The 25,900-nt window shown below is 73.2% G+C and carries 19 protein-coding genes and 2 rRNA genes; 5 read left to right on the top strand and 16 right to left on the bottom strand.

The genetic code is table 11. The features are described from left to right. Positions 1–22 precede the first annotated feature (22 nt). Positions 23–775 carry a hypothetical protein gene (locus tag ABTW87_RS24460; protein WP_350653294.1) on the bottom strand — a complete coding sequence of 251 codons (753 nt, stop codon included), beginning with the start codon at positions 773–775 and terminating at the stop codon, positions 23–25. Positions 776–1,027: 252 nt separating this feature from the next. On the opposite strand from ABTW87_RS24460, the gene ABTW87_RS24455 reads away from it, so the two are divergent. Further along, entirely contained in the window at positions 1,028–1,498 is a 471-nt protein-coding gene (locus ABTW87_RS24455) for a DUF4383 domain-containing protein (protein ID WP_350653293.1), read from the top strand. A 3-nt stretch (positions 1,499–1,501) separates the two neighbouring features. Here ABTW87_RS24455 and obgE read toward each other — a convergent pair whose 3' ends face one another. The 6 genes from obgE to ABTW87_RS24425 all read right to left on the bottom strand — a co-directional run bounded on the left by obgE (position 1,502) and on the right by ABTW87_RS24425 (position 10,041). Next, complete coding sequence (gene obgE, locus ABTW87_RS24450) at positions 1,502–2,968, bottom strand: GTPase ObgE (protein ID WP_350653292.1); 1,467 nt, start codon at positions 2,966–2,968, stop codon at positions 1,502–1,504. 90 nt (positions 2,969–3,058) lie between these two features. Continuing rightward, positions 3,059–3,313 carry a 50S ribosomal protein L27 gene (gene rpmA / locus ABTW87_RS24445; RefSeq protein WP_073838295.1) on the bottom strand — a complete coding sequence of 85 codons (255 nt, stop codon included), beginning with the start codon at positions 3,311–3,313 and terminating at the stop codon, positions 3,059–3,061. Between the two features lie 11 nt (positions 3,314–3,324). Further along, the gene (rplU, locus tag ABTW87_RS24440) at positions 3,325–3,639 is read right to left on the bottom strand and encodes a 50S ribosomal protein L21 (RefSeq protein ID WP_350653291.1); all 315 of its coding nucleotides are present in this window, start codon (positions 3,637–3,639) and stop codon (positions 3,325–3,327) included. Positions 3,640–3,884: 245 nt separating this feature from the next. Next, on the bottom strand, positions 3,885–7,043 hold the full coding sequence (locus tag ABTW87_RS24435; protein WP_350653290.1) for an Rne/Rng family ribonuclease: 3,159 nt from the start codon (positions 7,041–7,043) through the stop codon (positions 3,885–3,887). A 132-nt stretch (positions 7,044–7,175) separates the two neighbouring features. After that, complete coding sequence (locus tag ABTW87_RS24430; RefSeq protein WP_350653358.1) at positions 7,176–7,901, bottom strand: TIGR03936 family radical SAM-associated protein; 726 nt, start codon at positions 7,899–7,901, stop codon at positions 7,176–7,178. 100 nt (positions 7,902–8,001) lie between these two features. After that, positions 8,002–10,041 carry a TIGR03960 family B12-binding radical SAM protein gene (locus ABTW87_RS24425; RefSeq protein WP_350653289.1) on the bottom strand — a complete coding sequence of 680 codons (2,040 nt, stop codon included), beginning with the start codon at positions 10,039–10,041 and terminating at the stop codon, positions 8,002–8,004. Between the two features lie 580 nt (positions 10,042–10,621). Here ABTW87_RS24425 and ABTW87_RS24420 point away from each other — a divergent pair. Next, positions 10,622–11,734 carry a hypothetical protein gene (locus tag ABTW87_RS24420; protein ID WP_350653357.1) on the top strand — a complete coding sequence of 371 codons (1,113 nt, stop codon included), beginning with the start codon at positions 10,622–10,624 and terminating at the stop codon, positions 11,732–11,734. A gap of 18 nt (positions 11,735–11,752) precedes the next feature. On the opposite strand, the gene ABTW87_RS24415 is transcribed toward ABTW87_RS24420, so the two are convergent. The 3 genes from ABTW87_RS24415 to ABTW87_RS24405 form a co-directional block, all read right to left on the bottom strand. Beyond that, positions 11,753–12,451: a lysophospholipid acyltransferase family protein gene (locus ABTW87_RS24415; RefSeq protein ID WP_350653288.1), complete on the bottom strand. Its 699-nt coding sequence runs from the start codon at positions 12,449–12,451 to the stop codon at positions 11,753–11,755. 164 nt (positions 12,452–12,615) lie between these two features. Next, entirely contained in the window at positions 12,616–15,762 is a 3,147-nt protein-coding gene (gene ileS / locus ABTW87_RS24410; protein WP_350653287.1) for an isoleucine--tRNA ligase, read from the bottom strand. A gap of 385 nt (positions 15,763–16,147) precedes the next feature. Then, positions 16,148–17,716, bottom strand: a complete 1,569-nt coding sequence (locus tag ABTW87_RS24405) for an alkaline phosphatase D family protein (protein WP_350653286.1) — start codon at positions 17,714–17,716, stop codon at positions 16,148–16,150. A 175-nt stretch (positions 17,717–17,891) separates the two neighbouring features. Between ABTW87_RS24405 and ABTW87_RS24400 the strand changes: the two genes are divergently transcribed. Next, positions 17,892–18,332, top strand: a complete 441-nt coding sequence (locus ABTW87_RS24400) for a carboxymuconolactone decarboxylase family protein (protein WP_350653285.1) — start codon at positions 17,892–17,894, stop codon at positions 18,330–18,332. Between the two features lie 59 nt (positions 18,333–18,391). On the opposite strand, the gene ndk is transcribed toward ABTW87_RS24400, so the two are convergent. Beyond that, complete coding sequence (gene ndk, locus ABTW87_RS24395) at positions 18,392–18,817, bottom strand: nucleoside-diphosphate kinase (RefSeq protein ID WP_350653284.1); 426 nt, start codon at positions 18,815–18,817, stop codon at positions 18,392–18,394. 141 nt (positions 18,818–18,958) lie between these two features. On the opposite strand from ndk, the gene ABTW87_RS24390 reads away from it, so the two are divergent. Then, entirely contained in the window at positions 18,959–20,317 is a 1,359-nt protein-coding gene (locus ABTW87_RS24390) for a VOC family protein (protein WP_350653283.1), read from the top strand. A gap of 9 nt (positions 20,318–20,326) precedes the next feature. Here ABTW87_RS24390 and ABTW87_RS24385 read toward each other — a convergent pair whose 3' ends face one another. From ABTW87_RS24385 to ABTW87_RS24375, 3 genes are read right to left on the bottom strand one after another with little or no spacing between them, the layout of a single operon-like run. Next, positions 20,327–20,719 (bottom strand): DUF4233 domain-containing protein, encoded by a 393-nt coding sequence (locus ABTW87_RS24385; RefSeq protein WP_350653282.1) that lies wholly within the window; start codon positions 20,717–20,719, stop codon positions 20,327–20,329. After that, complete coding sequence (locus ABTW87_RS24380) at positions 20,716–22,050, bottom strand: bifunctional folylpolyglutamate synthase/dihydrofolate synthase (protein ID WP_350653281.1); 1,335 nt, start codon at positions 22,048–22,050, stop codon at positions 20,716–20,718. The genes ABTW87_RS24385 and ABTW87_RS24380 overlap by 4 nt, the downstream gene beginning before the upstream one ends. Next, positions 22,047–24,665 (bottom strand): valine--tRNA ligase, encoded by a 2,619-nt coding sequence (locus ABTW87_RS24375; RefSeq protein ID WP_350653280.1) that lies wholly within the window; start codon positions 24,663–24,665, stop codon positions 22,047–22,049. The genes ABTW87_RS24380 and ABTW87_RS24375 overlap by 4 nt, the downstream gene beginning before the upstream one ends. A 69-nt stretch (positions 24,666–24,734) precedes the next feature. On the opposite strand from ABTW87_RS24375, the gene ABTW87_RS24370 reads away from it, so the two are divergent. After that, a complete protein-coding gene (locus ABTW87_RS24370) occupies positions 24,735–25,418 on the top strand; it encodes a hypothetical protein (protein WP_350653279.1) in 684 nt (227 codons plus the stop codon). Between the two features lie 186 nt (positions 25,419–25,604). Here ABTW87_RS24370 and rrf read toward each other — a convergent pair. Both rrf and ABTW87_RS24360 read right to left on the bottom strand, forming a co-directional pair. Next, a 5S ribosomal RNA gene (gene rrf / locus ABTW87_RS24365) occupies positions 25,605–25,721 on the bottom strand. A gap of 81 nt (positions 25,722–25,802) precedes the next feature. After that, a 23S ribosomal RNA gene (locus ABTW87_RS24360) occupies positions 25,803–25,900 on the bottom strand; the annotation flags it as partial.

Below are 25,900 nucleotides of genomic sequence, written 5' to 3'. Positions count from 1 at the left end.
GCTTCCCTTCCGTGTCGGCCGGTCACGGACGGGTGGTGCCGCTGGAGGGCACCCCTGGCAGCGGGTCGGTCTGGCTGACCGGAGGCAGCGGCTGCCCGGTCCCGCCGGCCGGGTCGGCGTAGCTGGTCCGGGTCTGCGGGTCGACGTACGCGCCCGGGGTCGGGTCGAGGTAGCCGCCCGGCGGGATCTGGTCGGGCACCGCACGCGACGACGGGATCACCGCCGTCTGCTCCGGGTCGTAGCCACCGCCGTACGTCCCGCCGTCGTCGTCGCCCGCGGCCGAGAGGCTGCGGGTCATCCGGCCGGCGAGCACGCCGAGCACGGCGGCGCCGACCAGGAACGTGCCCGGGTTGCGGCGGGCGTAGTTGCGGACCTCGGCGACGAGGTCGCCCGGTTCACGCTGCTCCAGCCAACCGGCGACGCCGTGCACCCGGTCGGCGGCCTGGCGGGCCAGTTCGCTGACCGGGCCGGCCTGGCCGCCCTGCTCGGCCATCGTGCGCATCTCGTCGGCGAGCGAGCGCAGCCCGCCCGCGGCGCGCCGCTGCTGCTCGCCGGCCTGACCGGCGAGCTGGCTGCGGGCCTCGCCGTAGAGGTTGCGCGCCTGCTGCCGGGCCTCCCCGACGACCTCGCGGCCCTGCTCCTTGGCGGTCTCGGCGACCGCGCCACCGGCGTGCTTCGCCTCCGAGCCCACCTGGCGGGCCTGATCGCGAACCCCGCCGCCGTTCGCGGACTCCGACGCGTACGTGGAAGTCGTGGGTGACAGATCGTAGGTCATGATGTCCCTTCCGCTCGGATGACCGTCGCGGTCTTGTTGGGGGATGAGCGGCGGTCGTACCGCCGCCAACGAATGACCTACCCTGCGTTTTTGCTTCCATACCTGATCCGCCGTTTCTCTGCGGAACGGCCCACCCGGACTTCAAAATGGAGGATCGTCGGGCCCGGGTGTCGTCACCGTCGCGGACAGTGACGGGCGATCCGCGCGACCGGTACCGCGGGCGGGGGTCCGCGGCTCCACGGAGGTGCATGGATGGCACAGAACGCACGCGGGGGATCGAGGCGCGCGGTCCAGGTCGCGGCCCTCGTGGCGGCCGGGGTCTTCCTGCTCATCGGGGTGCTCGGGTTCATCCCCGGCATCACCACCGACTACGACGAGATGCGCTTCGCCGGGCACCACTCCGGGGCGAAGGTACTCGGCCTGTTCCAGGTGTCGATCCTGCACAACATCCTGCACCTGGGCTTCGGCCTGGCCGGCCTGGTGCTGGCCCGCCGGGTGAGCGGGGCACGCCTCTTCCTCGCCGGCGGCGGCGCCCTCTACCTCGGCCTCTGGCTGTACGGCTTCTTCATCGACCGGGAGAGCGGGGCCAACCTGCTCCCGGTGAACGACGCCGACAACTGGCTGCACCTCGTGCTGGGCTTCGGCATGCTCGCCCTCGGGCTGCTGCTCTCCAACCAGGTGGGCAGCGGCGGCCGGCTCGACACGCCCCTCGACCGCCCCTGACCGCTAACCGGCGTCGTCCACGTCCGGCTCGCCGGCCCCGACCTCGCCAGGCTCGATCTCGTCGGCCGGCCGCTGCCGGCGGGCCTTGCGGGCCGCCAGCCGCTCGGACGCCGTGGGCCGGTTCGACTTGTCCTCCAGCCGGATGTCGGCGCCCCGGACGCCGGGCACGAACTCGGCCCCCGCGTACAGCGTGGGCTGCCAGTCGAACTCGCGCTCCCCGATCCGCACCAGGTCGCCCGCCTGGGCGCCGGCCTTGCCGAGCTTCTCCTCCACGCCGAGCCGGGCCAGCCGGTCGGCCAGGTAACCGACCGCCTCGTCGTTGTCGAAGTTCGTCTGCCGGACCCACCGCTCCGGGCGGGTGCCCCGCACCACCCAGGCGCCGTCGGGCGCGGCCTCCACGGTGAAGCCGGCGTCGTCGACCGCCTGCGGCCGGATGACGATCCGGGTGGGCTCGGCCGGCGGCGCGGCGGCGCGGGCCGCCTCCACCAGCTCCGCCATCGCGTACGTCAGCTCCTTCAGCCCTTCCCGGGTGGCCGCCGACACCTCGAACACGCGGAAGCCGCGCGCCTCCAGGTCGGGCCGGACGATCTCGGCGAGGTCCCGCCCGTCCGGCACGTCGACCTTGTTGAGCGCCACCAGGCGCGGGCGGTCGGCCAGCCCGCCGTACGCGGTCAGCTCCGCCTCGATCGTCTCGATGTCGGCGACCGGGTCGCGTTCGGTCTCCAGCGTCGCGGTGTCGACGACGTGCACGAGCACCGCGCAGCGCTCGATGTGCCGGAGGAACTCCAGGCCGAGCCCCTTGCCGGTGGCCGCGCCCGGGATCAGGCCGGGCACGTCCGCGACGGTGAAGGTGTGGTTGTCCACCCGGACCACGCCGAGATTCGGCACCAGGGTGGTGAACGGGTAGTCGGCGATCTTCGGCTTGGCGGCCGAGATCACCGAGATCAGCGACGACTTGCCGGCGGACGGGTAGCCGACCAGGCCGACGTCGGCGACGCTCTTCAGCTCCAGCACCACGTCGAGCTTCTCGCCGGGCTCGCCCAGCTCGGCGAAGCCGGGCGCCTTGCGGCGGGCGTTGGCCAGCGCCGCGTTGCCCCGGCCGCCGCGCCCGCCGCGGGCCACCTCGTAGGTGGTGCCGGCGCCGACCAGGTCGGCGAGCACCGTGCCGTCGGCGGTCTGCACGACGGTGCCGTTGGGCACCGTGAGCACCAGGTCGGCGCCGTTCGCGCCGTCCCGGTTCGAACCGGCGCCCCCCTTGCCGTTCGGCGCCTTGACGTGCGGGCGGAAATGGAAGTCGAGCAGCGTGTGCACCTGCGGGTCGACGACCAGCGAGACGCTGCCGCCGTGCCCGCCGTTGCCCCCGTCCGGGCCGCCGAAGGGCTTGAACTTCTCCCGGTGGATCGAGACACAGCCGTGCCCGCCGTCGCCGGCCTGCAGGTGCAGGACGACCCGGTCAACGAACGTCGTCACGCTGCCAATCCTTCCAGCGGAGGCCAGCCCCGCACGAGAAAAGGCGGAGCGGGCCGGGACCCCAGGTCCTCGGCCCGCTCCGCCGGAGTGTTACTGCTGCGGCACGATGCTGACGGTCTTGCGGCCGCGCTTGGTGCCGAACTGGACCGCGCCCGCGGCCAGGGCGAAGAGCGTGTCGTCGCCGCCGCGGCCGACCAGGTCACCCGGGTGGAACTTGGTGCCACGCTGGCGGATGATGATCTCGCCCGCGTTGACGACCTGACCACCGAAGCGCTTCACGCCGAGTCGCTGGGCCGCGGAGTCACGGCCGTTACGCGAGCTGGACGCACCCTTTTTGTGAGCCATTGGAGGACGACCTACTTCCCGCTGGAGATGCCGGTCACCTTGACCTGGGTCAGCGGCTGGCGGTGACCCTGGCGCTTGTGGTAGCCGGTCTTGTTCTTGAACTTGTGAATCTTGATCTTCGGGCCCTTGGTGTGCGCGGCGATCTCGCCGGACACCTCGACCTTGGCAAGCTTCGCCGCGTCGGTCACCAGGTCGTCACCGTCGACGAGGAGCACCGCGGCGAGCTTCACCGCGTCGCCGGGGACACCGGCGAGCTTCTCGACCTCGATCACGTCGCCCTCGGCGACCTTGTACTGCTTGCCGCCGGTCTTGACGATCGCGTACATCGGAGGCGGACTCCCTGTCGTTGAGGCTGCTGGCGGTCGTTCCCGCGGCGGCTCGCCGGACAGCTGAGGCGCGGCGGCGCGGGCACGCGGGAACTCGGCACACCAAAGTGCGCCGCAGGCAAGCGTACGCCATGGTCGGGCCGACTCCCAAACCGGGCCCACCGGAACGCTCCCACCCTACCGCCCGCACGACGGCAGGGCCCCCGCCCGTCCGGGGCGGGGGCCCTGCCGATGAATCGGGCCGGTCAGGGGCGGGTACGCCGCCGCGCGCCACCCCGGCGCGAGCGCCGGCGGCCGGTGCCGCCCTCGGACTCCTCGCCGTCGCTGTCGCCCAGCGCGTCCGGGTCGTCGGGTGCCGCGAGCCGCGCCGCGTCGCCGGTCTGGGCCTCCGCGACGTCCGGGGCGGCCGGCGTCTCGGCCTCGTAGCGGGACAGGTCGTAGCCCATCGTGTCGTAGTACTCCGGGTCCGTCGCGGTGGTGGTCGTACCGGTGGCGTCGGTGCCGCCGGTCAGCTCGGCCGGGCTCTCGGTCTCGGCGACCTCGACCACCGTCCGCTCGGCGGGGGCGCTCTTGCGCGCCCGGCGGCGCGACGAGCCCGCCTCCGCCGTCGGCGCCGCCGAGGCGACCGCCTTGACCTTCTCCCCCGCCCCGCCCGCGCGCGGCTTCTCCGGCACGGGCTCGGTGTGGATGATGAGCCCGCGGCCCTTGCAGCACTCGCAGGTCTCGCTGAAGGCCTCCAGCAGGCCGGCGCCGATCCGCTTGCGGGTCATCTGGACCAGGCCGAGCGAGGTGATCTCGGTGACCTGGTGCTTGGTGCGGTCCCGGCCCAGGCACTCGGTCAGCCGGCGCAGCACCAGCTCCCGGTTCGACTCCAGCACCATGTCGATGAAGTCGATCACCACAATGCCACCGATGTCGCGCAGCCGCAGCTGGCGGACGATCTCCTCGGCGGCCTCCAGGTTGTTCCGGGTGACGGTCTCCTCCAGGTTGCCGCCGGCACCGGTGTACTTACCGGTGTTGACGTCGACCACGGTCATCGCCTCGGTACGGTCGATCACCAGGTGACCACCGGACGGCAGGAAGACCTTCCGGTCCAGGCCCTTGAGGATCTGCTCGTCGATGCGGTACTCGGCGAACACGTCGGTGGTGCCGACGTGCCGCCGCAGCCGGGCGACCAGGTCCGGTGAGACGTGCGACAGGTACGACTCGACCATGTCGTACGCGCCCTCGCCCTCGATCACCAGGTCCCGGAAGTCCTCGTTGAAGAGGTCCCGGACGACGCGGATGACCAGGTCCGGCTCCTGGTAGAGCAGCACCGGCGCGCCGCCCTCGGCGGCCTTCGCCTGGATGTCCTCCCACTGCGCCTGCAACCGCTTGACGTCGCGGGCCAGCTCGTCCTCGCTGGCGCCCTCCGCGGCGGTGCGGACGATCACGCCCGCACCGTCGGGCACCAGCTTCTTCAGCACGTCGCGCAGGCGCTTGCGCTCGTTGTCAGGCAGCTTCCGGCTGATCCCGGAGGCGTTGCCGCCCGGCACGTACACGAGGTGGCGGCCGGAGAGCGCGACGTGGCTGGTCAGCCGGGCGCCCTTGTGCCCGATCGGGTCCTTCGTCACCTGCACGAGCACCGAGTCACCGGACTTGAGCGCCTGCTCGATCGAGCGGGCCCGCCCTTCCAGGCCGGTGGTGTCCCAGTTGACCTCGCCCGCGTACAGCACGGCGTTGCGGCCGCGGCCGATGTCGACGAACGCGGCCTCCATGCTGGGCAGCACGTTCTGCACCTTGCCCAGGTACACGTTGCCGGCCATGGTGGCGGACGAGTTCCGGGTGACGTAGTGCTCGACCAGCACGCCGTCCTCGAGGACGGCGATCTGCGTCCGGTCGCCGCGCTGCCGCACGGCCATCACCCGGTCCACCGCCTCACGGCGGGCCAGGAACTCCGACTCGCTGAGGATCGGCGGCCGGGTGCGCCGCTGCTCACGGCCGTCGCGGCGCCGCTGGCGCTTGGCCTCCAGGCGGGTCGAGCCGGAGACGCCCTGCACCTCGTCGACGGTGCGGCGCGGCTCCCGGATCTTCACGACCGTGGGTACGCCGTCCTCGGCGGCCGCCTCGACGTCACCCGCACCCCGCCGGCGCCGGCGTCGGCGACGGCGGGTCATCCCCTCGCCGTCCTCGGCCTCCTCCGCCTCCTCGGTCTCGGCGGCGACAACCTCCTCCGCCTCTGCCTGGACGGCCTCCTCGGCCTCCTCGTCCTCGGCCTCCTCGGCGCCGCCCTTGCCCCGGCCCCGGCCCCGCCGGCCGCGCCGCCGCCGGCGGCGTCCAGCGGCGGTCTCGTCCTCGTCCTCGGCGGCCTCCACGACCTCCTCGGCGGGCTCCTCCTCGACCTCGACGGCCTCGACCGGCTCGGCCGGTTCCACGTCGCGGCGGCCCCGCCGGCGGCGGCGCGACGGCTCGGCCGGCTCCTCGGCGGCGGGCTCCTCGGCGGCCCGCGCGGCCACGATCTCCTCCGGCTGCGGTGCCATGAACAGCACGGTGGGTGCGGAGAGCACCGCCCGCCGGCGGCGTGCCGGGCGCTCGGGCTCGGCCTCCTCGGCGGTACCGCCCACGGCCACGCCGGGGGGAACCTCGCCCGCGGCGCTCCCGGCGCCGCTGGCGACCGGCGGCTGCGCCGCGCCGAACTCCGTGCCGGCCTCCGGCTCGACCTGCTCCTCCTCGTCGTCCGCCGGCTCGGTGACGAGCGTCTCCGCCGGCTCGATGATCTCGGCGGCGGGCTCGGCGGCCGCCGGGGCGACGGGCTCCGCGCCGGCCGGAGCAGCCGGCCCGGCCGTTCCGGCACCGGTGAGTTCGGTCTCGGCGGCCGGTTCGGCCGCCGCGGGGGCGGCCTTCCTGCGCCGGGTACGCGTCACCTTCACCGGCGGCACGACCTCCGCCGTCGCCTCCTCGGCCCCGTCGACCGCCAGCCGCTCCTCGGCCGCCTTGGCCGTGGTGGCCTTCCGGCGGCGACGCGTCGCCTTCGCGGGCGGCTCGCCGTCGCCCGCGATCGGAGCGAGCACCTCCGCCTGGGGGGCCTCGCCGCTGCCCGACACGGTGGCGCTGCCGGCCTCGACCGGCGCCTCGGTCTGTTCCGGCCGGTTGACCGGGGTGGCCCGCTTCCGGCTGGCCCGCTTGCGGGCCGGTGCCGCCGGCTCGCCCAGCTCGGCGACGCCGGTGCCGGCCGCCTCGCTCGGCGCCGGGCCGGTCATCTCGCTCCGGCCGGCCGGGGTGCCGGCGGCGGGCTCGCCGCCGGCCGGGGTGCCCGCGTGCGCGGGGTTCGTGGGGACGCCGCCCTCGGCGGCGGGGTGTGCGGCGGTCTCGCCGGCCGGCTGGTAGCCGGTGCGTTCGCCGCCCTCGGGCTCGTTCTCGAGCATGGACGTTCTCCAGTTCTGGCTGCCCCGGGCGCGGGTGAGCGCTGCCACGCAGGGTCGCCGCAAAAGGTGTTTCCGCCGGTCGCGCTACCCGCGCGACCGCCGAAGTCTGCCTAGCCGGGCACCGACCGTCGGTCAGTGCCCTCCGATGGTTGCCCCGTCGCGGTCCGCTTCCAACGGATCCGCGATCGCACCCTGCGCGGTCAACGTGCCCTGCGCCAGCCGGGTCACCCGAGGTGAGACCGGCGGCTCCAGGTCGGCCACCACGCGGAGGCCGGAAAGGACGTCATCGGGCCGAACGGCGGGGGTGACCTGCCGCACGACCAGTTCGAGTATCGCACACGGTACCGCCGGGACCCCGGAAGGTGCCTCCGCCTGCGTCGCCACATCGACGGAGATCACCGCCGCCCGGGCGTCGAAGGTCCGCCGGCCCTGCTTGGTCATCCGCTCGACCAGCACCTCGTCCGCCGCGGCGAAGGCGGCGACGGCCTTGTGCAGCAGGGCCGGATCGACCTCGGGCAACTCGACCCGCCAGTGCGACGCCTCGATCCGGTCGGCGAGGCTCCCGCCGGTCGCCACGACGGCGTCCAGCACGTCCAGCCCGGGCGAGAGCGCGGCGTCGAGGGCGGCCCGCAGCTCCGCCGGGTCGACCGGCTCGCGCAGCCCGATCTCCAGGTACTCGGCCTCGCTCGCCACCCCGGTCGGCGCGGCGCTGGCGTACGAGATCTTGGGGTGGGGGGTGAAGCCCTGCGAGTACGCCATGGGCACGCCCGCCCGGCGCAGCGCCCGCTCGAAGGCGCGCGCGAAGTCCCGGTGCGAGGTGAACCGCAACGGTCCCCGCTTGGCGTACCGGAGGCGGATGCGCTGGACGACCGGCGCCTGCCCGCCCTCCGGCTGTGGTTTCCTACTGATCGTCGTGCTCCTCGGGTGTCGGGCCGGCGGCGGTCGCCGGCCCCGGGGGCTACTGCTGAGCGCCGCTGGCGACCCGCAGGCCGTTGATCGGGGTGAGCGGGAGCAGCTTCCGCCCGGTGGGGCCGATCTGGATCTCGGTGTCCATGGCCGGGCAGACACCGCAGTCGAAGCACGGCGTCCACCGGCAGTCGTCCTGCTCGTACTCGCTGAGGGAGTCCTGCCAGTCCTGCCAGAGCCAGTCCTTGTCCAGGCCCGAGTCCAGGTGGTCCCAGGGCAGGACCTCCAGCTCGTCGCGCTCGCGGGTGGTGTACCAGTCGAGGTCGACCCCGAAGGCCGGCAGCACCTCGGCGGCGGCGTCCACCCAGCGCTGGTACGAGAAGTGCTCGCTCCAGCCGTCGAACCGGCCGCCGTTCTCCCAGACCCGGCGGATCACCGCGCCGACCCGGCGGTCACCGCGGGACAGCAGGCCCTCGATCAGCGACGGCTCGCCGTCGTGGTAGCGGAAGCCGATCGCCCGGCCCAGCGACCGGTCCGCGTTGATCGCCTGCTTGAGCAGCTTCAGCCGGCCGTCGATGACCTCGGGCCGTTCCATCGCGGCCCACTGGAACGGGGTGTGCGGCTTCGGCACGAAACCGCCGATGGACACCGTGCAGCGGATGTCCTTGCTGCCCGTCGCCGCGCGGCCGGCCCGGATGACCTCGTGCGCCATGTCGGCGATCTCCAGGACGTCCTCGTCCGTCTCCGTGGGCAGGCCGCACATGAAGTAGAGCTTCACCTGCCGCCAGCCGTTGGTGTACGCGGTGACGACGGTGCGGATCAGGTCCTCCTTGGAGACCATCTTGTTGATCACCTTGCGGATCCGCTCCGACCCGCCCTCCGGGGCGAAGGTCAGACCGGTACGCCGGCCGTTGCGGGACAGCTCCTGGGCCAGCTCGATGTTGAACGCGTCCACCCGCGTCGACGGCAGCGACAGCGACACGTTGGTGCCCTCGTACTGCTGGGCGAGCCCGGAGCACATGTCGCCGATCTCCGAGTGGTCGGCCGACGACAGCGACAGCAGGCCCACCTCGTGGAAGCCGGAGAACTCCAGCCCCTGCTGCACCATCTGCCCGACGGTGGTGATCGAGCGCTCCCGGACGGGCCGGGTGATCATGCCCGCCTGGCAGAACCGGCAGCCCCGGGTGCAGCCCCGGAAGATCTCCACCGCGTACCGCTCGTGGACCGTCTCGGCCAGCGGCACCAGGGGCTTCTTCGGGTAGGGCCACGCGTCCAGGTCCATCGTCGTGCGCTTGTGCACCCGGAACGGCACGTCCGGGCGGTTCGGCACGACCCGCTGGATCCGGCCGTCGGGCAGGTAGTCCACGTCGTAGAAGCGCGGCACGTACACGCTCTCGGTGCGCGCCAGCCGAAGCAGCAGCTCGTCGCGCCCACCGGGACGGCCCTCGGCCTTCCACTCCCGGACGATCGCGGTGATCTCCAGGACGGCCTCCTCGCCGTCACCGAGCACGGCGGCGTCGACGAAGTCGGCGATCGGCTCCGGGTTGAACGCGGCGTGCCCGCCGGCCACGATCACCGGGTCGGCGTCGGTGCGGTCGGCGGCCAGCAGCGGAACACCGGCGAGGTCGATCGCGGTGAGCAGGTTGGTGTAGCCCAGCTCGGTGGAGAAGGAGACACCGAACACGTCGAAGTCACGGACCGGCCGGTGCGCGTCGACGGTGAACTGCGGCACGCCGTGGGCGCGCATCAGCCGCTCCAGGTCCGGCCAGACCGCGTACGTCCGCTCGGCGAGCACGTCGGGCAGCTCGTTGAGCACCTCGTAGAGGATCTGCACGCCCTGGTTGGGCAGGCCGACCTCGTACGCGTCGGGATACATAAGCGCCCAGCGCACGGCCGCCGCGTCCCAGTCCTTGACCACCGCCCCCAGCTCGCCACCGACGTACTGGATGGGCTTGGTCACCTGGGGCAGCAGCGGCTCCAGCCGCGGCCAGACCGACGGCTCCAGGTCGCGGCGCGGCGACAGACGCGCCGAGCTGGAGTCGTCGCCAGAGTTTGCCGCGGCGGGGCGCGGCGTGGTGGGCGGGACACTCATGATGCCCAAGGGTACGCGCCCGCCGACCGGTCGACCGCGCCGCACCGCGCCCGGGGTGCAAGGAAGGGCCCCTTGTTAACGCCTCCGGTAGAGGAAGGGCCCCCTCTCAACGCGACACGGGTTCGTGGCTGGTGGCGGCACGGTACTAACCTCGGATCGGCGAGAGGAGACTGCCGAGATGCCGGAGCCGCAGCCGGAAGCAGACCGGCCGGTCGACGGGACCACCCAGCACCACGCCCCGGAGCTGGCGGTCGCCCCCACCACGCCGGGTGAGGTCGCCGCCCCGAGCGCCGGGACGTCCGGCCCGGCCGACCCGCCCACCGCCGCACCATCGGCAGCCCCGGACGACCAGCCGACCGCCCCGGAGTCCCACGACCGTGCCGGGCCCTCCGGGGCGCCGGGCACCCGTGCAGCGGCCGGCGGGAACGCCGCGTCACCGGTCGGAACGGCACCCGAGGCCGCAACTTCCGAGCCGCCGGCGGACGATGCCGGTCCGGGCGGCCCACCGGAGCCACCGATCGGCCCGGCCGGCACCCGGAGAGTGCCGGCGGAGGACGCCGGCAACCCGGGCACCCGCGCGATGCCGGCGAAGGACGCCGGCCCCTCGGGCACCCGCGTGATGCCGGCCGACGAGGCCCCCGGGCCGCCCGCTCCCCGCTGGAGCGGGTCGGCCGCCGTGCCGCCCCCGCCGCCACCGAAGCGCGGCTGGGGCGAGTCGGCCGAGCCCACCCCGCTGCCGCCGAGCCCCGCCGAGGCCCCGGAGGACCGGACGCCGGTCGATCCGTGGGCCGGCGCCGACACCGGCGGGTGGGACCTGCACTCCGCCGAGCTGCCCGAGCTTCCGCCGCTGTCACCGACCACGCCGTACCCGGCCCCGGCGCCGACCCGGCCGTACTCCGGTCCGCCGGCACCGGCGTCCCCGCCGGCCGGGTACCCGGTCTCGCCACCGGGGGCACCGTCCTACCCGAGCCCGCCGCCGGCCGCGTACCCGGCGCCGCCCGTCCCGCCACCGCCCGCGTACCCGGTCCCGGCGCCGCCGGCCCGACCGAAGCGCCGGTGGGGGCGCGGCGCGCCCGCGGCCGTGCGGCCGGTCGCGCCGCCACCCGGCTGGCAGGCCCCCAAGGGGTACGTGCCGGTGCCCGTCCGCAGGCGCCGCAAGTGGCCCTGGGTCCTGCTGCTGACGCTGGCCTGCTGCTGCGGCTGCCCGGCCTACTGGGCGACGCCCATGCTCAGCCAGGTCCCGGCGACCGCCGCGCTGCCGGCGGAGGTCAAGGACCTGCAGCTGCGCGACGACAGCCGCAGCACGCAGACCGCCGAGGAGCTGAAGGCGGAGATGCGGAACGCACACCTGCTGGCCAGCGACACGTTCGCCGGGGTCTACGCCACCCGCGCGGGCAAGCGGGTGACCGTCTTCGGCGGCACCGGCTTCTGGTTCTCCCCCGAGTCCGAGGCGGACGCCGAGATCGCCCGGCTCCGGGAGAAGTACGACCTCGGCGAGCCGAAGGTCTTCGACACCGGCGTCCGGGGGCGGTACGACCGGTGCGCCGTCGGCCGGGACGGCGGCGCCGACGTGGTGGTGTGCACCTCCGTCGACCACGGCAGCATCGCCACGGCCGTGTTCACCCGGTTGTCGATCGAGGACAGCGCTTCCCTGCTCGGCACCCTGCGGGAACAGATCGTCACGAAGAGCTGAGCGGCGGGCAGGCCGGGATCAGACCGCCCCGGGCTCGCCGGCGACCGGCGGGTGGGCGCGCGGCGGCGCGTACCGGGGGACGTACTCCTGGCCGGTCAGCTTCTGGATCTCGCTCATCACCTCGTCGGTCATGGCGCGCAGCGAGGTCCGGTCGTCGGGCCGCCCGGTGAAGTCCAGCGGCTTGCCGAACCGCACGGTGATCTTGCCGGTGAACGGGCGGGGCACCCGGGTGCCGATCGGCTGGACCTTCTCGGTGCCGATCATGCCCACCGGGATGACCGGCACACCCGCGGCCAGCGCCAGCCGGACGGCGCCGGTGCGCCCGCGGTAGAGCCGCCCGTCCGGGGACCGGGTCCCCTCCGGGTAGACGACGACCAGCTCACCGCCCTTGAGCGCGGGGATGGCGGCGTCGAACGCGGACAGCGCGGCCCGTCCCCCGGCCCGCTCGACCGGGATCGCGCCCAGGCCGGTCAGCACGAACTTGGAGAACCGACCCCTGAGACCGGTGCCCTTGAAGTACTCCGACTTGGCCCAGAACGCCAGGTGCCGCGGGACGACCGTGCCGAGGAACAGCTCGTCGGCGACCGAGAGGTGGTTGCCGGCGAAGATCGCTCCGCCGGTCTCCGGGACGTGCTCCAGCCCCTCCACGGTCGGACGGAAGGCCAACCGCAGCGCGGGCGCCACGGTCAACTTGCCGATGGTGTAGAGCAGCGGCACTGGTCACTCCGGCAGGTCGAGTGCGGTACGGGCGGTGTCACCGTAGCGGACGTCCGCCCGCCCCGACGACGGAGGTGGCGGGCGGTCCGCCGCCCGTCGCCACCGGGGTTAGGAAGGGGCCCTTCTACCACCTCAGGCGTTAACAAGGGCCCCTTCCTCACCCCTCATACCCGGCGGACGGTCACCGTCACCTGCTCGCCCTCGCCGACCTCGCCGGTGAAGCCCGCCAGCCCGTCGGCGAAGTCCACCGAGTCGGCCAGCACCTCCCGGGCCACGAAGTCGGTGTACGCGGACACCGCCGCCCGCACCTCCTCGGAGGCGGCGAGCGCGACCACGATCCGGTCCGAGACGTCCAGGTCGGCGTCCCGGCGGGCCTGCTGCACCACCCGCACCACGTCCCGGGCCAGCCCTTCGGCGGCCAGCTCCGGGGTCACCTCTGTGTCCAGGACGACGACGCCCTCGCCGCCGGGCAGCGGCACCGAGTGCTCTGCGTCGGCGGCGACCAGGCGCAGCTCGTACTCGCCCTCGGCCAGGGTGACCCCGGCGGCGACCGGGGCGCCGTCGACCAGCTCCCACTCCCCCGCCTTGACCGCCTTGATCACCTGCTGGACGGCCTTGCCGACCCGCGGGCCGAGCGCCCGGGGCACCACCGTCAGCACCTGCCGGCAGTAGTTGTCCACCTCGTCGGTGAACACCACCCGTTTGACGTTGACCTCGTCGGCGACCAGGTCCGCGAAGGGGCGCAGGGCGTCGGCGGCCGGCGAGGCCACGGTCAGCGCCGACAGCGGCAGCCGCACCCGCAGGCCCTTGGCCTTGCGCAGCGACAGCGCCGCCGAGGCGACCGCCCGCACGTCGTCCATGGCGGACACCAGCTCGTGGTCGACCGGGAAGTCGGCGGCGTCCGGCCAGTCGGTCAGGTGCACCGACCGCTCGCCGGTCAGGCCACGCCAGATCTCCTCCGCGGTCAGCGGCGCCAGTGGCGCCACCACCCGGCAGAACGTCTCCAGCACCGTCCACAGGGTGTCGAACGCGGCGGCGTCGCCGGACCAGAACCGGTCCCGTGACCGGCGCACGTACCAGTTGGTGAGCGCGTCCAGGTAGGACCGCACGGTGGCGCAGGCGCCGGAGATGTCGTACGCCTCCATCTGCGCCTGCACCGTCGACACCAGCTCGTTCGTCTTCGCCAGCACGTACCGGTCGAGCAGGTGCGTCGAGTCGGTGCGCCGCCGCGCGGTGTACCCGTCGGCGTTGGCGTAGAGCGAGAAGAAGTACCAGACGTTCCACAGCGGCAGCAGCACCTGCCGCACCGCGTCCCGGATGAGGGTCTCGGTCACCGACATGTCGCCGCCGCGCAGCACCGGCGCGGACATCAGCATCCAGCGCATCGCGTCCGAGCCGTACGTGTCGAAGACGTGGTACACGTCCGGGTAGTTGCGCAGGCTCTTGGACATCTTGCGGCCGTCCGAGCCGAGCAGGATGCCGTGGCTCAGGCAGTTGCGGAACGCCGGCCGGTCGAACAGCGCGGTGGCCAGCACGTGCATGGTGTAGAACCAGCCGCGGGTCTGCCCGATGTACTCGACGATGAAGTCACCCGGGTAGTGGTGCTCGAACCAGTCGGCGTTCTCGAACGGGTAGTGCACCTGGGCGAACGGCATCGAGCCGGACTCGAACCAGCAGTCCAGCACCTCCGGCACCCGGCGCATCGTCGAGCGCCCGGTCGGGTCGTCCGGGTTGGGGCGGACCAGCTCGTCCACCGCCGGCCGGTGCAGGTCGGTCAGGCGTACGCCGAAGTCCCGCTCGATCTCCGCGAGCGAGCCGTACACGTCCACCCGTGGGTAGGCCGGGTCGTCGGACTTCCACACCGGGATCGGCGCGCCCCAGAACCGGTTCCGGCTGATCGACCAGTCCCGCGCGTTGGCCAGCCACTTGCCGAACGAGCCGTCCTTGATGTGGCCCGGCGTCCAGTTGATCTGCTGGTTCAGCTCGACCATCCGGTCCTTGAACCGGGTCACCGCGACGAACCAGGACGACACCGCCTTGTAGACCAGCGGGGTGTCGCAGCGCCAGCAGTGCGGGTACGGGTGGGTGTAGGTGTCCTGCTTGAGCACCACCCCCCGCTCCTTCAGCTCCCGGATGACCGGCTTGTTGACGTCGAAGACCTGCTCCCCCTGGTACGGCGGGACGAGGGAGGTGAACCGGGTGTGGTCGTCCACGGTGACGACGGTCGGGATGCCGGCCGCGGTGCAGGCGTTCTGGTCGTCCTCACCGAACGCGGGCGCCAGGTGGACGATCCCGGTGCCGTCCTCGGTGGTGACGAACTCCGCCCCGAGCACCTGGTACGCGTTCGCACCCGCGTGCTCGACCAGGAAGTCGTACAGCGGGTTGTAGCGGCGCCCGACCAGGTCCCGGCCGTACACGGTGCCGACCTGCTGGTAGCCGTCCAGCTCCTTGGCGTACGCGCCGAGCCGCTCGGCGCCGACGACGTACCGCTGCCCGTCGCGCTCCAGCACCGCGTACTCGATGTCCGGGCCGACGGCGAGGGCGAGGTTGGACGGCAGCGTCCACGGCGTGGTGGTCCAGACGCCCAGCCGGGCCGCGCCGCGCACCGGGTCCGGAGCGGCGTCGTCCGGGGTCAGCTCGAACCACACGGTCAGCGTCGGGTCGTGCCGGTCCCGGTAGACGTCGTCCATCCGGGTCTCGGTGTTCGACAGCGGCGTCTCGCAGCGCCAGCAGTACGCGAGCACCCGGAAGCCCTCGTAGACCAGACCCTTGTCGTGCAGAGTCTTGAAGGCCCACAGGACGCTCTCCATGTAGTCCAGGTCGAGCGTCTTGTAGTCGTCGGCGAAGTCGACCCAACGGGCCTGGCGGGTGACGTACCGCTCCCAGTCCTGCGTGAACTCCAGCACCGAGGTGCGGCACGCCTCGTTGAACCGGGCCACGCCCAGGTCGAGGATCTCCGCCTTGGTGGTGATGCCGAGCTGCTTCTCGGCGACCACCTCGGCGGGCAGCCCGTGGCAGTCCCAGCCGAAGCGCCGCTCCACCCGGCGGCCGCGCATGGTCTGGTAGCGCGGCACCACGTCCTTGACGTAGCCGGTGAAGAGGTGGCCGTAGTGCGGCAGCCCGTTGGCGAACGGCGGGCCGTCGTAGAAGACGTACTCGTTCTCTCCCTGCTCGCCGGCCGGGCGGGCCGCCATCGAGGCCTCGAAGGTCTTGTCGGCCGCCCAGTGCCCCAGGACCCGGCGCTCGACCTCGGGCAGGTCCGGGCCGGCGGGGACGCCGGTCGCGGCCGGGTCGTGCAACGGATAGGCCATCGGGGGTCGCTCTCCTCAGCAGCTCACTTGTCGTGTGGTCTGCGAGGACGAGCCGGGTCCCGGACGCCGTCAGGCGTGCCCGGGGCATGGCCCGCGGTACCACCCCGCTTGGCGGCCGTGATCGGCCGCCCGCTCGTTGGCCGGCGGTGACGGGCCGGACCCGTCCGGTTCTACTCGGGCGCGGACGCCCTTTCTTCCGGAGGCTCGCCGGTGATGGCCGGGTCGTCGCCTGTGCGCTCCAGCCTACTCGCCCGCCCGGCCGCCCGCCGCCGAGTAACCGCCCCCGCACTCCCCGCGCCGATCATGGAGTTGTGGTGCCCGCAAAAGGTGCGTACCGGGCCGCATCACCCACCACAACCCCATGATCGACCGCGGGTGGGACGGGTCAGCGGCCGGGTGCGGGAAGGGTGGTGGTCCAGAGGGATCGGCCGGCGCGGTCGCGGAGGTGGACCGTGAAGGCGCCGGTGTCGGCGTCGATCGTCACCTCCCCGAAGTGCTGGAAGCCCTCCGCCGGGGACGTGTTGGCGCGGGGCGGAGCGTTGACGAAGACCGCCTCCGGGCCGAACGTGCCGTCCAGCCGGTTCGGGCCGAACGCGCCGGCGTGCGCCGGGCCGGAGACGAACTCCCAGAACGGGGTGAAGTCCGCGACCGCCGCCCGGGCCGGGTCGTAGTGGTGCGCGGCGGTGTAGTGCACGTCGGCGGTGAGGAACACGATCCCGGTCACGCCCGCCCGGTGTGCCGCGGTGAGCACCTCGGCGAACTCGATCTCCCGCCCGGCCGGGGCGCCCGGATCGCCCTGCGCGACGCCCTCCTGGGCGGCCCCGTCCGGCACCACCAGGCCGAGGGGCAGGTCGGCGGCGATCACCTTCCAGGTCGCCCGGGACCGGGTCAGCTCACGGATCAACCAGTCCCGCTGCTCGCGGCCGAGCAGGCCCCGGCCCGGGTCGGCGTAGGTGTTGCCGTCGTTGGGGTCCTTATACGTGCGCATGTCGAGCACGAAGACGTCGAGCAGCGGCCCGTACGGCAGCCGCCGGTACAGCGGACCCCGGACCGGAGTGGGCAGCCACTCGTCGAACGCCTGCCGGGCGCGGGCGGCGAGCACGTCGACCCGCTTCTCCGTGTACCGGGGGTCGGTCAGCACCTCGCCCGGGTACCAGTTGTTCGTCACCTCGTGGTCGTCCCACTGGTTGACCTGCGGCACCTCGGCGGCGAACGCGCGCAGGTGCTCGTCGAGCAGGTTGTACGCGTACTGCCCCCGGAACTCCGCGAGGGTCTCGGCGACCTTGCTCTTCTCCGGGGTGACCAGGTTCCGCCAGATCCGCCCGTCGGGCAGCGTCACCGTCTCGGTGAGCGGGCCGTCGGCGTACACGGTGTCGCCGCTGCACAGGAAGAAGTCCGGCCGGGTGGCCCGCATGGCGGCGAAGATCGACATGCCGCCGAAGTCCGGCGCGATGCCCCAGCCCTGCCCGGCGATGTCGCCGCTCCACACGAACCGCACGTCGCGCCGCTGACGCCGGCCCGGGGCGGTGCTCAGCGACCCGGTCAGCGGCTCGCTGAGCAGGCCCGGCCGGTCCAGGCTCTCGACCCGGACCCGGTAGTACAGGCGGTCCCCGGCGGGCAGCCCGCGCAGCCGGACCTTGCCGGTGAAGTCGCGGGTCGGGTCCAGCACCGGCCCGCGCAGCCGCCGGGCCCCGCGCAGGTCCGGGCGGCGGCTCACCTCCACGAACATCCGGCCCGGCCGGTCGGCCCGGGTCCACACCACCGCCGACTCGGCGGACACGTCACCACTCTGCACCCCGTGGGTCAGCACGGGACGCCCGGCCGGCCGCCAGGCCGGCGCGCCAGGACCGCCGGCGGCGGACCCGCCGGCGCCGCCGAGGAGAGCGCCCCCGGCGACTCCGGCACCCGCCGCCAGGCCGGCGCGCAGCAGCGTACGTCGATCAAGCTCGGTCATCGTTCCTCCCGGATCGGGGACTGACCCCGTCGGTCTACCGGGCCGACATGACCGGCGATCGCGACCCGGGTGGCCGGATCGGGAACGTGGCATGACCGCCGTCACAGCGCCGAACGGTCACGCCGTCCGCTGCCGTCCCGTCGGATCGGTGTCCGAGACCGACAGGGAGGATGTCATGCAGCGGATCAACGCGGCCGAGGTGGCGCCGGAGGCGTACCACGCGGTGCTGGGGTTGGAGAAGTACGTCCGGGCGAACGTCGAGCACACCGTCCTGGGGCTGGTGAAGCTCCGGGCGTCGATCCTGAACGGCTGCGCGTTCTGCGTCGACATGCACAGCCGGGACGCGCTCGCCACCGGCGAGTCGAGCCGGCGGCTGTTCGCGGTCGCCGCCTGGCGGGAGGCGCCGTTCTTCGACGAGCGGGAGCGCACCGCCCTGGCGCTCACCGACGCGGTCACCCGGCTCGGTCAGCACGGGGTGCCCGACGACGTCTGGGACGCGGCGGCGAAGGTGTGGTCGGAGAAGGAGCTCGCCGACCTGGTGATGGCGATCGCGACGATCAACGTCTGGAACCGGATCGCGGTGACCACCCGGACCCAGCCGCCGCTGGAGGTCTGAGCGGCACGGACGGCGGCCGGTGAGCTCGGAGCGCACCGGCCGCCGCCGTCAGGTCTGCCTCAGGCCAGCTCGGGGAACCAGAGCGCGATCTCCCGCTTGGCGCTGTCGACCGAGTCGGACGCGTGCACCAGGTTCTCCCGGTTCGACAGGGACAGGTCGCCCCGGACGGTGCCGGCGACGGCCCGGCGGCCGTCGGTGGCGCCGATCATGCCGCGCACCACGTCGATGACCTGGTCGCCGGAGAGCACGAGCGCCACCAGCGGTCCGTCGGTCATGAAGGCCTTCAGCGGCGGGTAGAACGGCTTGTCGACGTGCTCGGCGTAGTGCTGGTCGGCGAAGTCGCCGTCCATCGTCCGCTGCACCAGTGCGTCGATCCGCAGCCCCTTGCGCTCGAAGCGGGAGATGATCTCGCCGACCAGCCCACGACGGACCGCGTCGGGCTTGATCAGTACGAGCGTGCGTTCGTCCGGGCTGCTGCTGGACACGCTGTTTCCTCCTGTACGCGGAAGGCGGTCGGGCTGGGTAACGTCAGCGTAGCGACCCGGTCCCGGTGCCGGTGCGGCGGCCGGACCTTCCCCCGGCGGCCGACCCGGCCTAGCCTGGCCCTTACCCCCGGGAGGTCCACAGTGGCGAATGGCGGTAGCCGACCCATCGCGCCGGTCCGCAAGCTGGTCGGCGCGGTGCTGGGCACGGTGGCCACCTTCGTGATCCTGTTCGGCCTGGGCATGACCAGCTGGTCGATCGTGGCGCTCGGCGGTGCGCTCCTGGTCCTGGCCATCGCGCTGGCCACCGTCCGGGCCGGTGGGCGCACCTGGGTCGTCGGCGAGGGCACGGTGCACACCGTCTCCGAGCCACCCACCCAGTACGCGTTCGGCCGCTGCGAGCTGCAGCTCGTCATCGACGCGCCGGGGCTGCCGCCGCGGTCGAAGAAGATCATCGAGCCACGGGTGCCGGTCGCCAAGTGGCCGGCGCCCGGCCAGGCCCTGCCGATCCGGGTCGCCCTCGACGACCAGCGGCACGTCCGGGTCCTGTGGGACGACGTGCCGACCCACGCCGAGACCGCGGCGGGCGTCGCGGACCTGCCCCCCGAGTTCGGGGGCCCGGAGCCGGTGGAGGAGGTGCTCATCCAGCAGGAGGCGCCGCCGTGGGCCGGCCGCGCGCCGGAGGACGACTTCCGCGACCCGTACGGCGACCCGTACGGCGACCCGGTCGCGCCGCCCACCGAGCGGGAGACGGTCGTCGTGCGCCAGGTTCCCGGCGGGCCGAAGGTGCTGGACGGAGAGCTGGTCGAGGCGCCCACCGGTGACCTCCCGCGCCGGGCGACCCCGAGCCCGCGTCCCCCGGCCGACGAACGGCTCGAACCGCCGGTCGGGGTCCCGTACTCGCCGCCCGCCGACGCCACCGGCGACCCGTACCCGGCCGACTCCGTCGGCGACCCGTACCCGCCGGAGCCGCCGCCGGCCCGCACGTTCCGGGTGCCGGCCCCGGCGGACCCGCTGGACCCGCTCGACCTGCCCCTGGACGACCCCGCACCGCCCTTCGCCGCCGGGGAAGCGGTGACGCCGGAGGACCTCGACGAGGCGATCTTCGGCGAGCCGGCCGGCGATGACCCCCCGATCGCCGGCGTCGGGCTCACCCTGCTGGTCACCGATCTGTCGCGGTCACTCGCCTTCTACCGGGACCTCGGGTTCACCGAGGTCGACCGGGGCGCCGGCAACGCGGTGCTCGCCTCGGGGCCGACCCGGCTGGTGTTGCGGCAGGTCACCGAGGCGGCCCCGGTCCGGAGCCGGCAGGTGCACGTCAACCTGGAGGTCGACGACATCGAGGCGGCGTACGCGCGGCTTCGGGAGTCCGGGGTGCGCTTCACGTACGCGCCGCGGGTCGTCAACCGGGGCTCGAAGCTGGAGGTCTGGGCGGCCGCCTTCCGCGACCCCGACGGGCACGGCATCGCGCTGACCCAGTGGCGGGAGCGCGCCGACGCCTGACCGGTCGCGTCAGCCGAGGATGACCCGGCGCACGTGCAGGGCGTACGCCCACACCAGCGCGAAGATGACCCCGAGCGCCAGCAGCGACCAGTGCAGCAGGCCGGCGAGCATGAGGGCACCCTGGAGGGCGGTGCCGGCGTGCCACGCCCACGGGCGGCGCATCAGCCCGGCCAGCAGCACCGCGAGCACCGCCAGCGCCACCACGGCGGCGACGGCGCTGCCGCTCAGCCCTCCGCCGACCACCCGGATCGGCTGGATGGCAAGCACCAGCACGAGAGCCTCCAGGCTCAGGACCCCGGCGCCGAGCCCGCGTACCGCCCGTTCCGGGTTGCGCAGGCCGGACCGGCGCGGGGCCGGATCCCGCTGCCCGGGCGACCCGCCCGGCTGCTGCGGGGCGCTCATCGCTTGAGCAGCCGGCGGGCGTCGGCCACGGTCACCACCGACCCGGTCACCAGCACGCCGACACCGGCCAGCTCGCCCGGGACGTCCTCCTCGGCCAGCGCGACCGCCGCCTCGATGGCGTCCGGCATCTCCTCGGCCACCTCGACCCGGTCCGGCCCGAACACCTCCGCGGCGAGCGCCGCCAGCTCCCGGGCCGGCATCGCCCGCGGCGAGCTGTTGCGGGTCACCACCACCTGGTCGACGACCGGCTCCAGCAGCTCCAGCAGGCTGGCCGCGTCCTTGTCGCCGAGGACGCCGAGCACGGCGACCAGCTTGCTGAACGCGAACTCCTCCTGGAGCGCGGTGACCGTGGCGGCCATGCCCTGCGGGTTGTGCGCGCCGTCGAGCAGGATGGTCGGCGCGCTGCGCACCCGCTCCAGCCGCCCCGGCGAGCTGGCCGTGGCGAAGCCCTCCCGGACCGTCTCGACGTCCAACTGACGCCGGGCGCCGGCACCGAGGAACGCCTCCACCGCCGCGAGCGCCACCGCCGCGTTCTGCGCCTGGTGCGCCCCGTGCAGCGGTACGAAGACCTCCTCGTACACCCCGCCCAGCCCCTGCAGGGTGAGCACCTGCCCGCCGACGGCGACCGCTCGGCGCAGCACCCCGAACTCGGAGCCCTCCCGGGCGATCGTCGCGCCGACCTCGGCGCACCGCTCGAGGATCGGCCGGGCGGCGGCCTCCTCCTGCGCGGCGGAGATGACGGTCGCGCCCTTGTGGATGATGCCCGCCTTGTGCAGCGCGATGTCCTCGATCGTGTCGCCGAGCCACTCGGTGTGGTCGAGCCCGATCGGGGTCAGCACGGCGACGCCGGCCTGCAGCACGTTCGTCGAGTCCTCCGCGCCGCCGAGCCCCACCTCGACCACCGCGACGTCGACCGGGGCGTCGGCGAACGTCGCGAACGCCAGCGCCGTGGTCATGTCGAAGTACGTCAGGGGCTCCGCCGACCGCTCGTCCACGAGCCGGGCCAGCGGCGCGACCTCCCGGTACGTGGCGACGAACCGCTCCTCGCCGACCGGCTCGCCGTCCAGGCTGATCCGCTCCCGGACGGTCTCCAGGTGCGGGCTGGTGTAGCGCCCGGTGTGCAGCCCGAAGGCCCGCAGCAGCGAGTCGATCATGCGCGCCGTCGAGGTCTTGCCGTTGGTGCCGGTGAGGTGGATCGCCGGGTACGCCCGCTGCGGGCTGCCGAGCAGGTCCAGCAGAGACTCGATTCGGTCCAGTTCGAAGACCATGCGGGTGAACCCGCGGCCGGCGAGCTCGGCCTCGACGGCAGCGAAGTCGGTGCGGTCGGTCACGAGGGCAGTGCCTCCAGAGCGGCGTCGATCCGGGCCAGGTCGGCCTCGGCGGTGGCGAGCCGGTCGCGGATCTTCTGGACCACCGGCTCGGGGGCCTTGCCGACGAACGCCGGGTTGTCGAGCTTAGCCCGGGCCTGCGCGGCCTCCTTCTCGGCGGCGGCGCGGTCCTTGCTCAGCCGTGCCCGCTCGGCGGCCACGTCGATCGAGCCCCGGGTGTCCAGGGCGACGCGCACCTCGCCCGGCACGGTAAGGGTGGCGCTGGCCTGGAAGTCCGCGCCCGCCTCGTCGAGGCGGACCAGCGAGCGGATCAGCGGCTCGTGCGTGGCGATGCCGGCACCGGCCAGCCCGTCCAGCCGGGCGACGACCCGCTGCGTCGGACGCAGCCCCTGATCGGAGCGGAACCGCCGAATCTCGGTGACGACCCGCTGGAGGGTGGCGATCTCCGCCTCGGCGGCGTCGTCGACGAGCGCCCGGTCCGCCACCGGCCAGGCGGCCGTCAGGACCGTCCCGCCGCCGGTCAACGCGACCCACAACTCCTCGGTGACGAACGGGATCACCGGGTGCAGCAACCGCAGCAACTGGTCGAGCACGTGCCCGAGGACCCGCCGGGTGGCGTCGGCGGCCGGACCACCGGCGGCCAGCACCGGCTTGGTCAGCTCCACGTACCAGTCGCAGACGTCGTCCCACGCGAAGTGGTACAGCAGGTCGCACACCTTCGCGAACTCGTACGCCTCGAACTGCTCGTCCACCTCGGCGGTGACGTGCGCGAGCCGGGACAGGATCCACCGGTCGACGGTCGACAGCTCGCCCGCCGTCGGCAGCGGACCCTCGGTGTGCGCGCCGTTCAGCAGCGCGAACCGGGTGGCGTTCCACAGCTTGTTGCAGAAGTTGCGGGAGCCCTGGCACCACTCCTCGCTGACCGGCACGTCCCCGCCGGGGTTCGCGCCCCGGGCCAGCGTGAACCGGGTGGCATCGGCACCGAAGCGGTCGATCCAGTCCAGCGGGTCGACGACGTTGCCGAACGACTTCGACATCTTCTTGCCGTGCTCGTCGCGCACCATGCCGTGCAACGCGACCACGTCGAAGGGCTGCCGGCCGTCCATCGCGTACAGGCCGAACATCATCATCCGGGCGACCCAGAAGAAGAGAATGTCGTACCCGGTGACGAGGACGCTCGTCGGGTAGAACTTCGCCAGGTCCGGGGTCTGCTCGGGCCAGCCCAGGGTGGAGAACGGCCACAGTCCGCTGGAGAACCAGGTGTCCAGCACGTCCTCGTCCTGACGCCAGCCCTCGCCGGTCGGCGGCGCCTCGTCCGGCCCGACGCAGACGACCTCGCCGTCCGGGCCGTACCAGACGGGGATGCGGTGCCCCCACCAGAGCTGGCGGGAGATGCACCAGTCGTGCATGTTGTCGACCCAGGCGAAGTAGCGCTTTGCCAGTTCCGCCGGCTCGATCTTCACCCGCCCGTCGCGGACCGCGTCACCGGCGGCCTTCGCCAGCGGCGAGGTGTTGACGAACCACTGCAGCGACAGCCGCGGCTCCACCGTGGTGCGGCACCGCGAGCAGTGGCCCACCGCGTGCACGTACGGCCGCTTCTCCGCCACGATCCGGCCCTGCTCGCGAAGCGCCGCGACGATGGCCGGTCGCGCCTCGAACCGGTCCAGGCCCTGGAACGGACCGTGCGCGGTGATGACACCCCGCTCGTCCATGATCGTGAGCGAGGGCAGGCTGTGTCGCTGGCCGATCTCGAAGTCGTTCGGGTCGTGCGCCGGTGTCACCTTCACCATGCCGGTGCCGAACGCCGGGTCGACGTGCTCGTCACCCACGATCGGGATCCGGCGGCCGGTCAGCGGCAGCTCGACCTCGGTGCCGATGAGGTGCCGGTACCGCTCGTCGTCCGGGTGCACCGCCACCGCGGTGTCGCCCAGCATCGTTTCCGCGCGGGTGGTCGCCACCACCACCTCGTCGCTGTACCGGATCGAGATCAGCTCGCCGTCGTCGTCGCTGTGCTCCACCTCGATGTCGGAGAGCGCGGTCAGGCAGCGCGGGCACCAGTTGATGATGCGCTCGGCCCGGTAGATCAGGCCGTCGTCGTACAGCTTCTTGAACATGGTCTGGACGGCGCGCGACAGGCCCTCGTCCATGGTGAAGCGCTCGCGGTCCCAGTCGACGGAGTCGCCCAGCCGGCGCATCTGGCCGAGGATCGCGCCGCCCGAGGTGGCCTTCCACTGCCAGACCCGCTCGACGAACGCCTCCCGGCCCAGGTCGTGCCGGGACAGGCCCTGCCCGGCGAGCTGGCGCTCCACGACGTTCTGGGTGGCGATGCCGGCGTGGTCCATGCCGGGCAGCCACAGGGCCTCGTAGCCCTGCATCCGCTTACGCCGGATCAGCGCGTCCTGCACGGTGTGGTCCAGGGCGTGGCCCATGTGCAGGGAGCCGGTGACGTTCGGCGGCGGGATGACGATCGTGAACGGGGGCTTGTCGCTCTGCGCCGACGCGCGGAAGTGGCCGGCGGCTACCCACTGCTCGTACCGTCGCTGCTCTACCTCACCGGGCTGGTACTGGCCGGCAAGGGTCGGGGCGTCGGGGCGGTGGGCATCCAGTCTCTCGGTCACCCTGAAAGTCTACGGAGAGCTTCGGCGGACCCGACGTGCGCCACCTGTGCTTCGCGTACGGTGTCGGCTATGTCCGACGCACACCTCACCGAGCGCCCCGTCGACGACGCCCCCGACCCGGTCGACCTGACCGACGAGCCGATCCGGCTGGGCAGCGGGGACCCGGAGACGACGCCCGGGCGGCAGGCCGCCCGGTCCCGCCGCCGGCGGGTGGCGTGGCTGCTCGCGGCGGCCGTGGGGCTCGCCGGCGTCGGCGCTTTCGGCGTCGCCGGCTGGCGCGTCGTGCAGCAGAAGGACGCGGAGATCTCCTCCCCGGACCGGGTGGCCGGGTTGACCCGCGACGACAGCGAACGGGCCCGCAGCACCGCCGACTACCTGCGCAGCGGCTTCGCGGCCGACATCGAGCTGGACAGCAGCTTCGGCACCGTCTACCGGGATCCGGCGAACGAGCGCCGCTCGGTGCTCATCTTCGGCGGCACCACCCTGCTCTGGCAGCCGGAGCGTGACCTGGACAGCCTGTTCGAGCTGATGGGCGACGAGACCGGGAAGGTCACCGGTGTGCGCGAGTTCCCGGCTGGCCGGTTCGGTGGTGTGCTGAAGTGCGGAACGACCAGCGGTGAGGGCGGGGACTTCGCGGTGTGCGGCTGGGCGGATCACGGCAGCGCCGTCATGGCGATGTTCCCGGACCGTTCGGTGGACGAGGCGGGCGGCCTGCTGCGCGACATGCGCGAGCAGATGCAGACCCGCGGCTGACTCTCGCCGGTCGCCGCATCCTTCTGTCGTGAGCAACTTCGGGGAAGGTGTCCCCTCGGGTGTGGGGTGAGGCAGCATCTTCCCCGAAACTGCGTGCATTCTGCGCGGGAGGTGGTGTTGTGGGTGGCTTTCGGGGTGGAAACGCGTTCAGGGCCACCCTCATGGGTGGCCCTGAACGGGAAGGTTGTCCGGCGGTGTCCTACTCTCCCACACCCTCCCGGGTGCAGTACCATCGGCGCTGGAGGGCTTAGCTTCCGGGTTCGGAATGTTACCGGGCGTTTCCCCTCCGCCATGACCGCCGTAACTCTATCGACATGTCAAACAACACGATCTCGGGTGTTGTTCGTTTGTCTAGAGTTGCACAGTGGACGCGTAGCAGCTTTGTAGGTCAAGTCCTCGGCCTATTAGTACCGGTCAACTGAACCCGTTACCGGGCTTACATTTCCGGCCTATCAACCCAGTCGTCTAGCTGGGGGCCTTAC

The sequence above is a fragment of the Micromonospora sp. NPDC126480 genome, assembly GCF_040302465.1.
Lineage (GTDB): Bacteria > Actinomycetota > Actinomycetes > Mycobacteriales > Micromonosporaceae > Micromonospora.
Note: the sequence above shows the minus strand (reverse complement) of the source record. Positions and strands in the feature narration are given on the sequence as shown.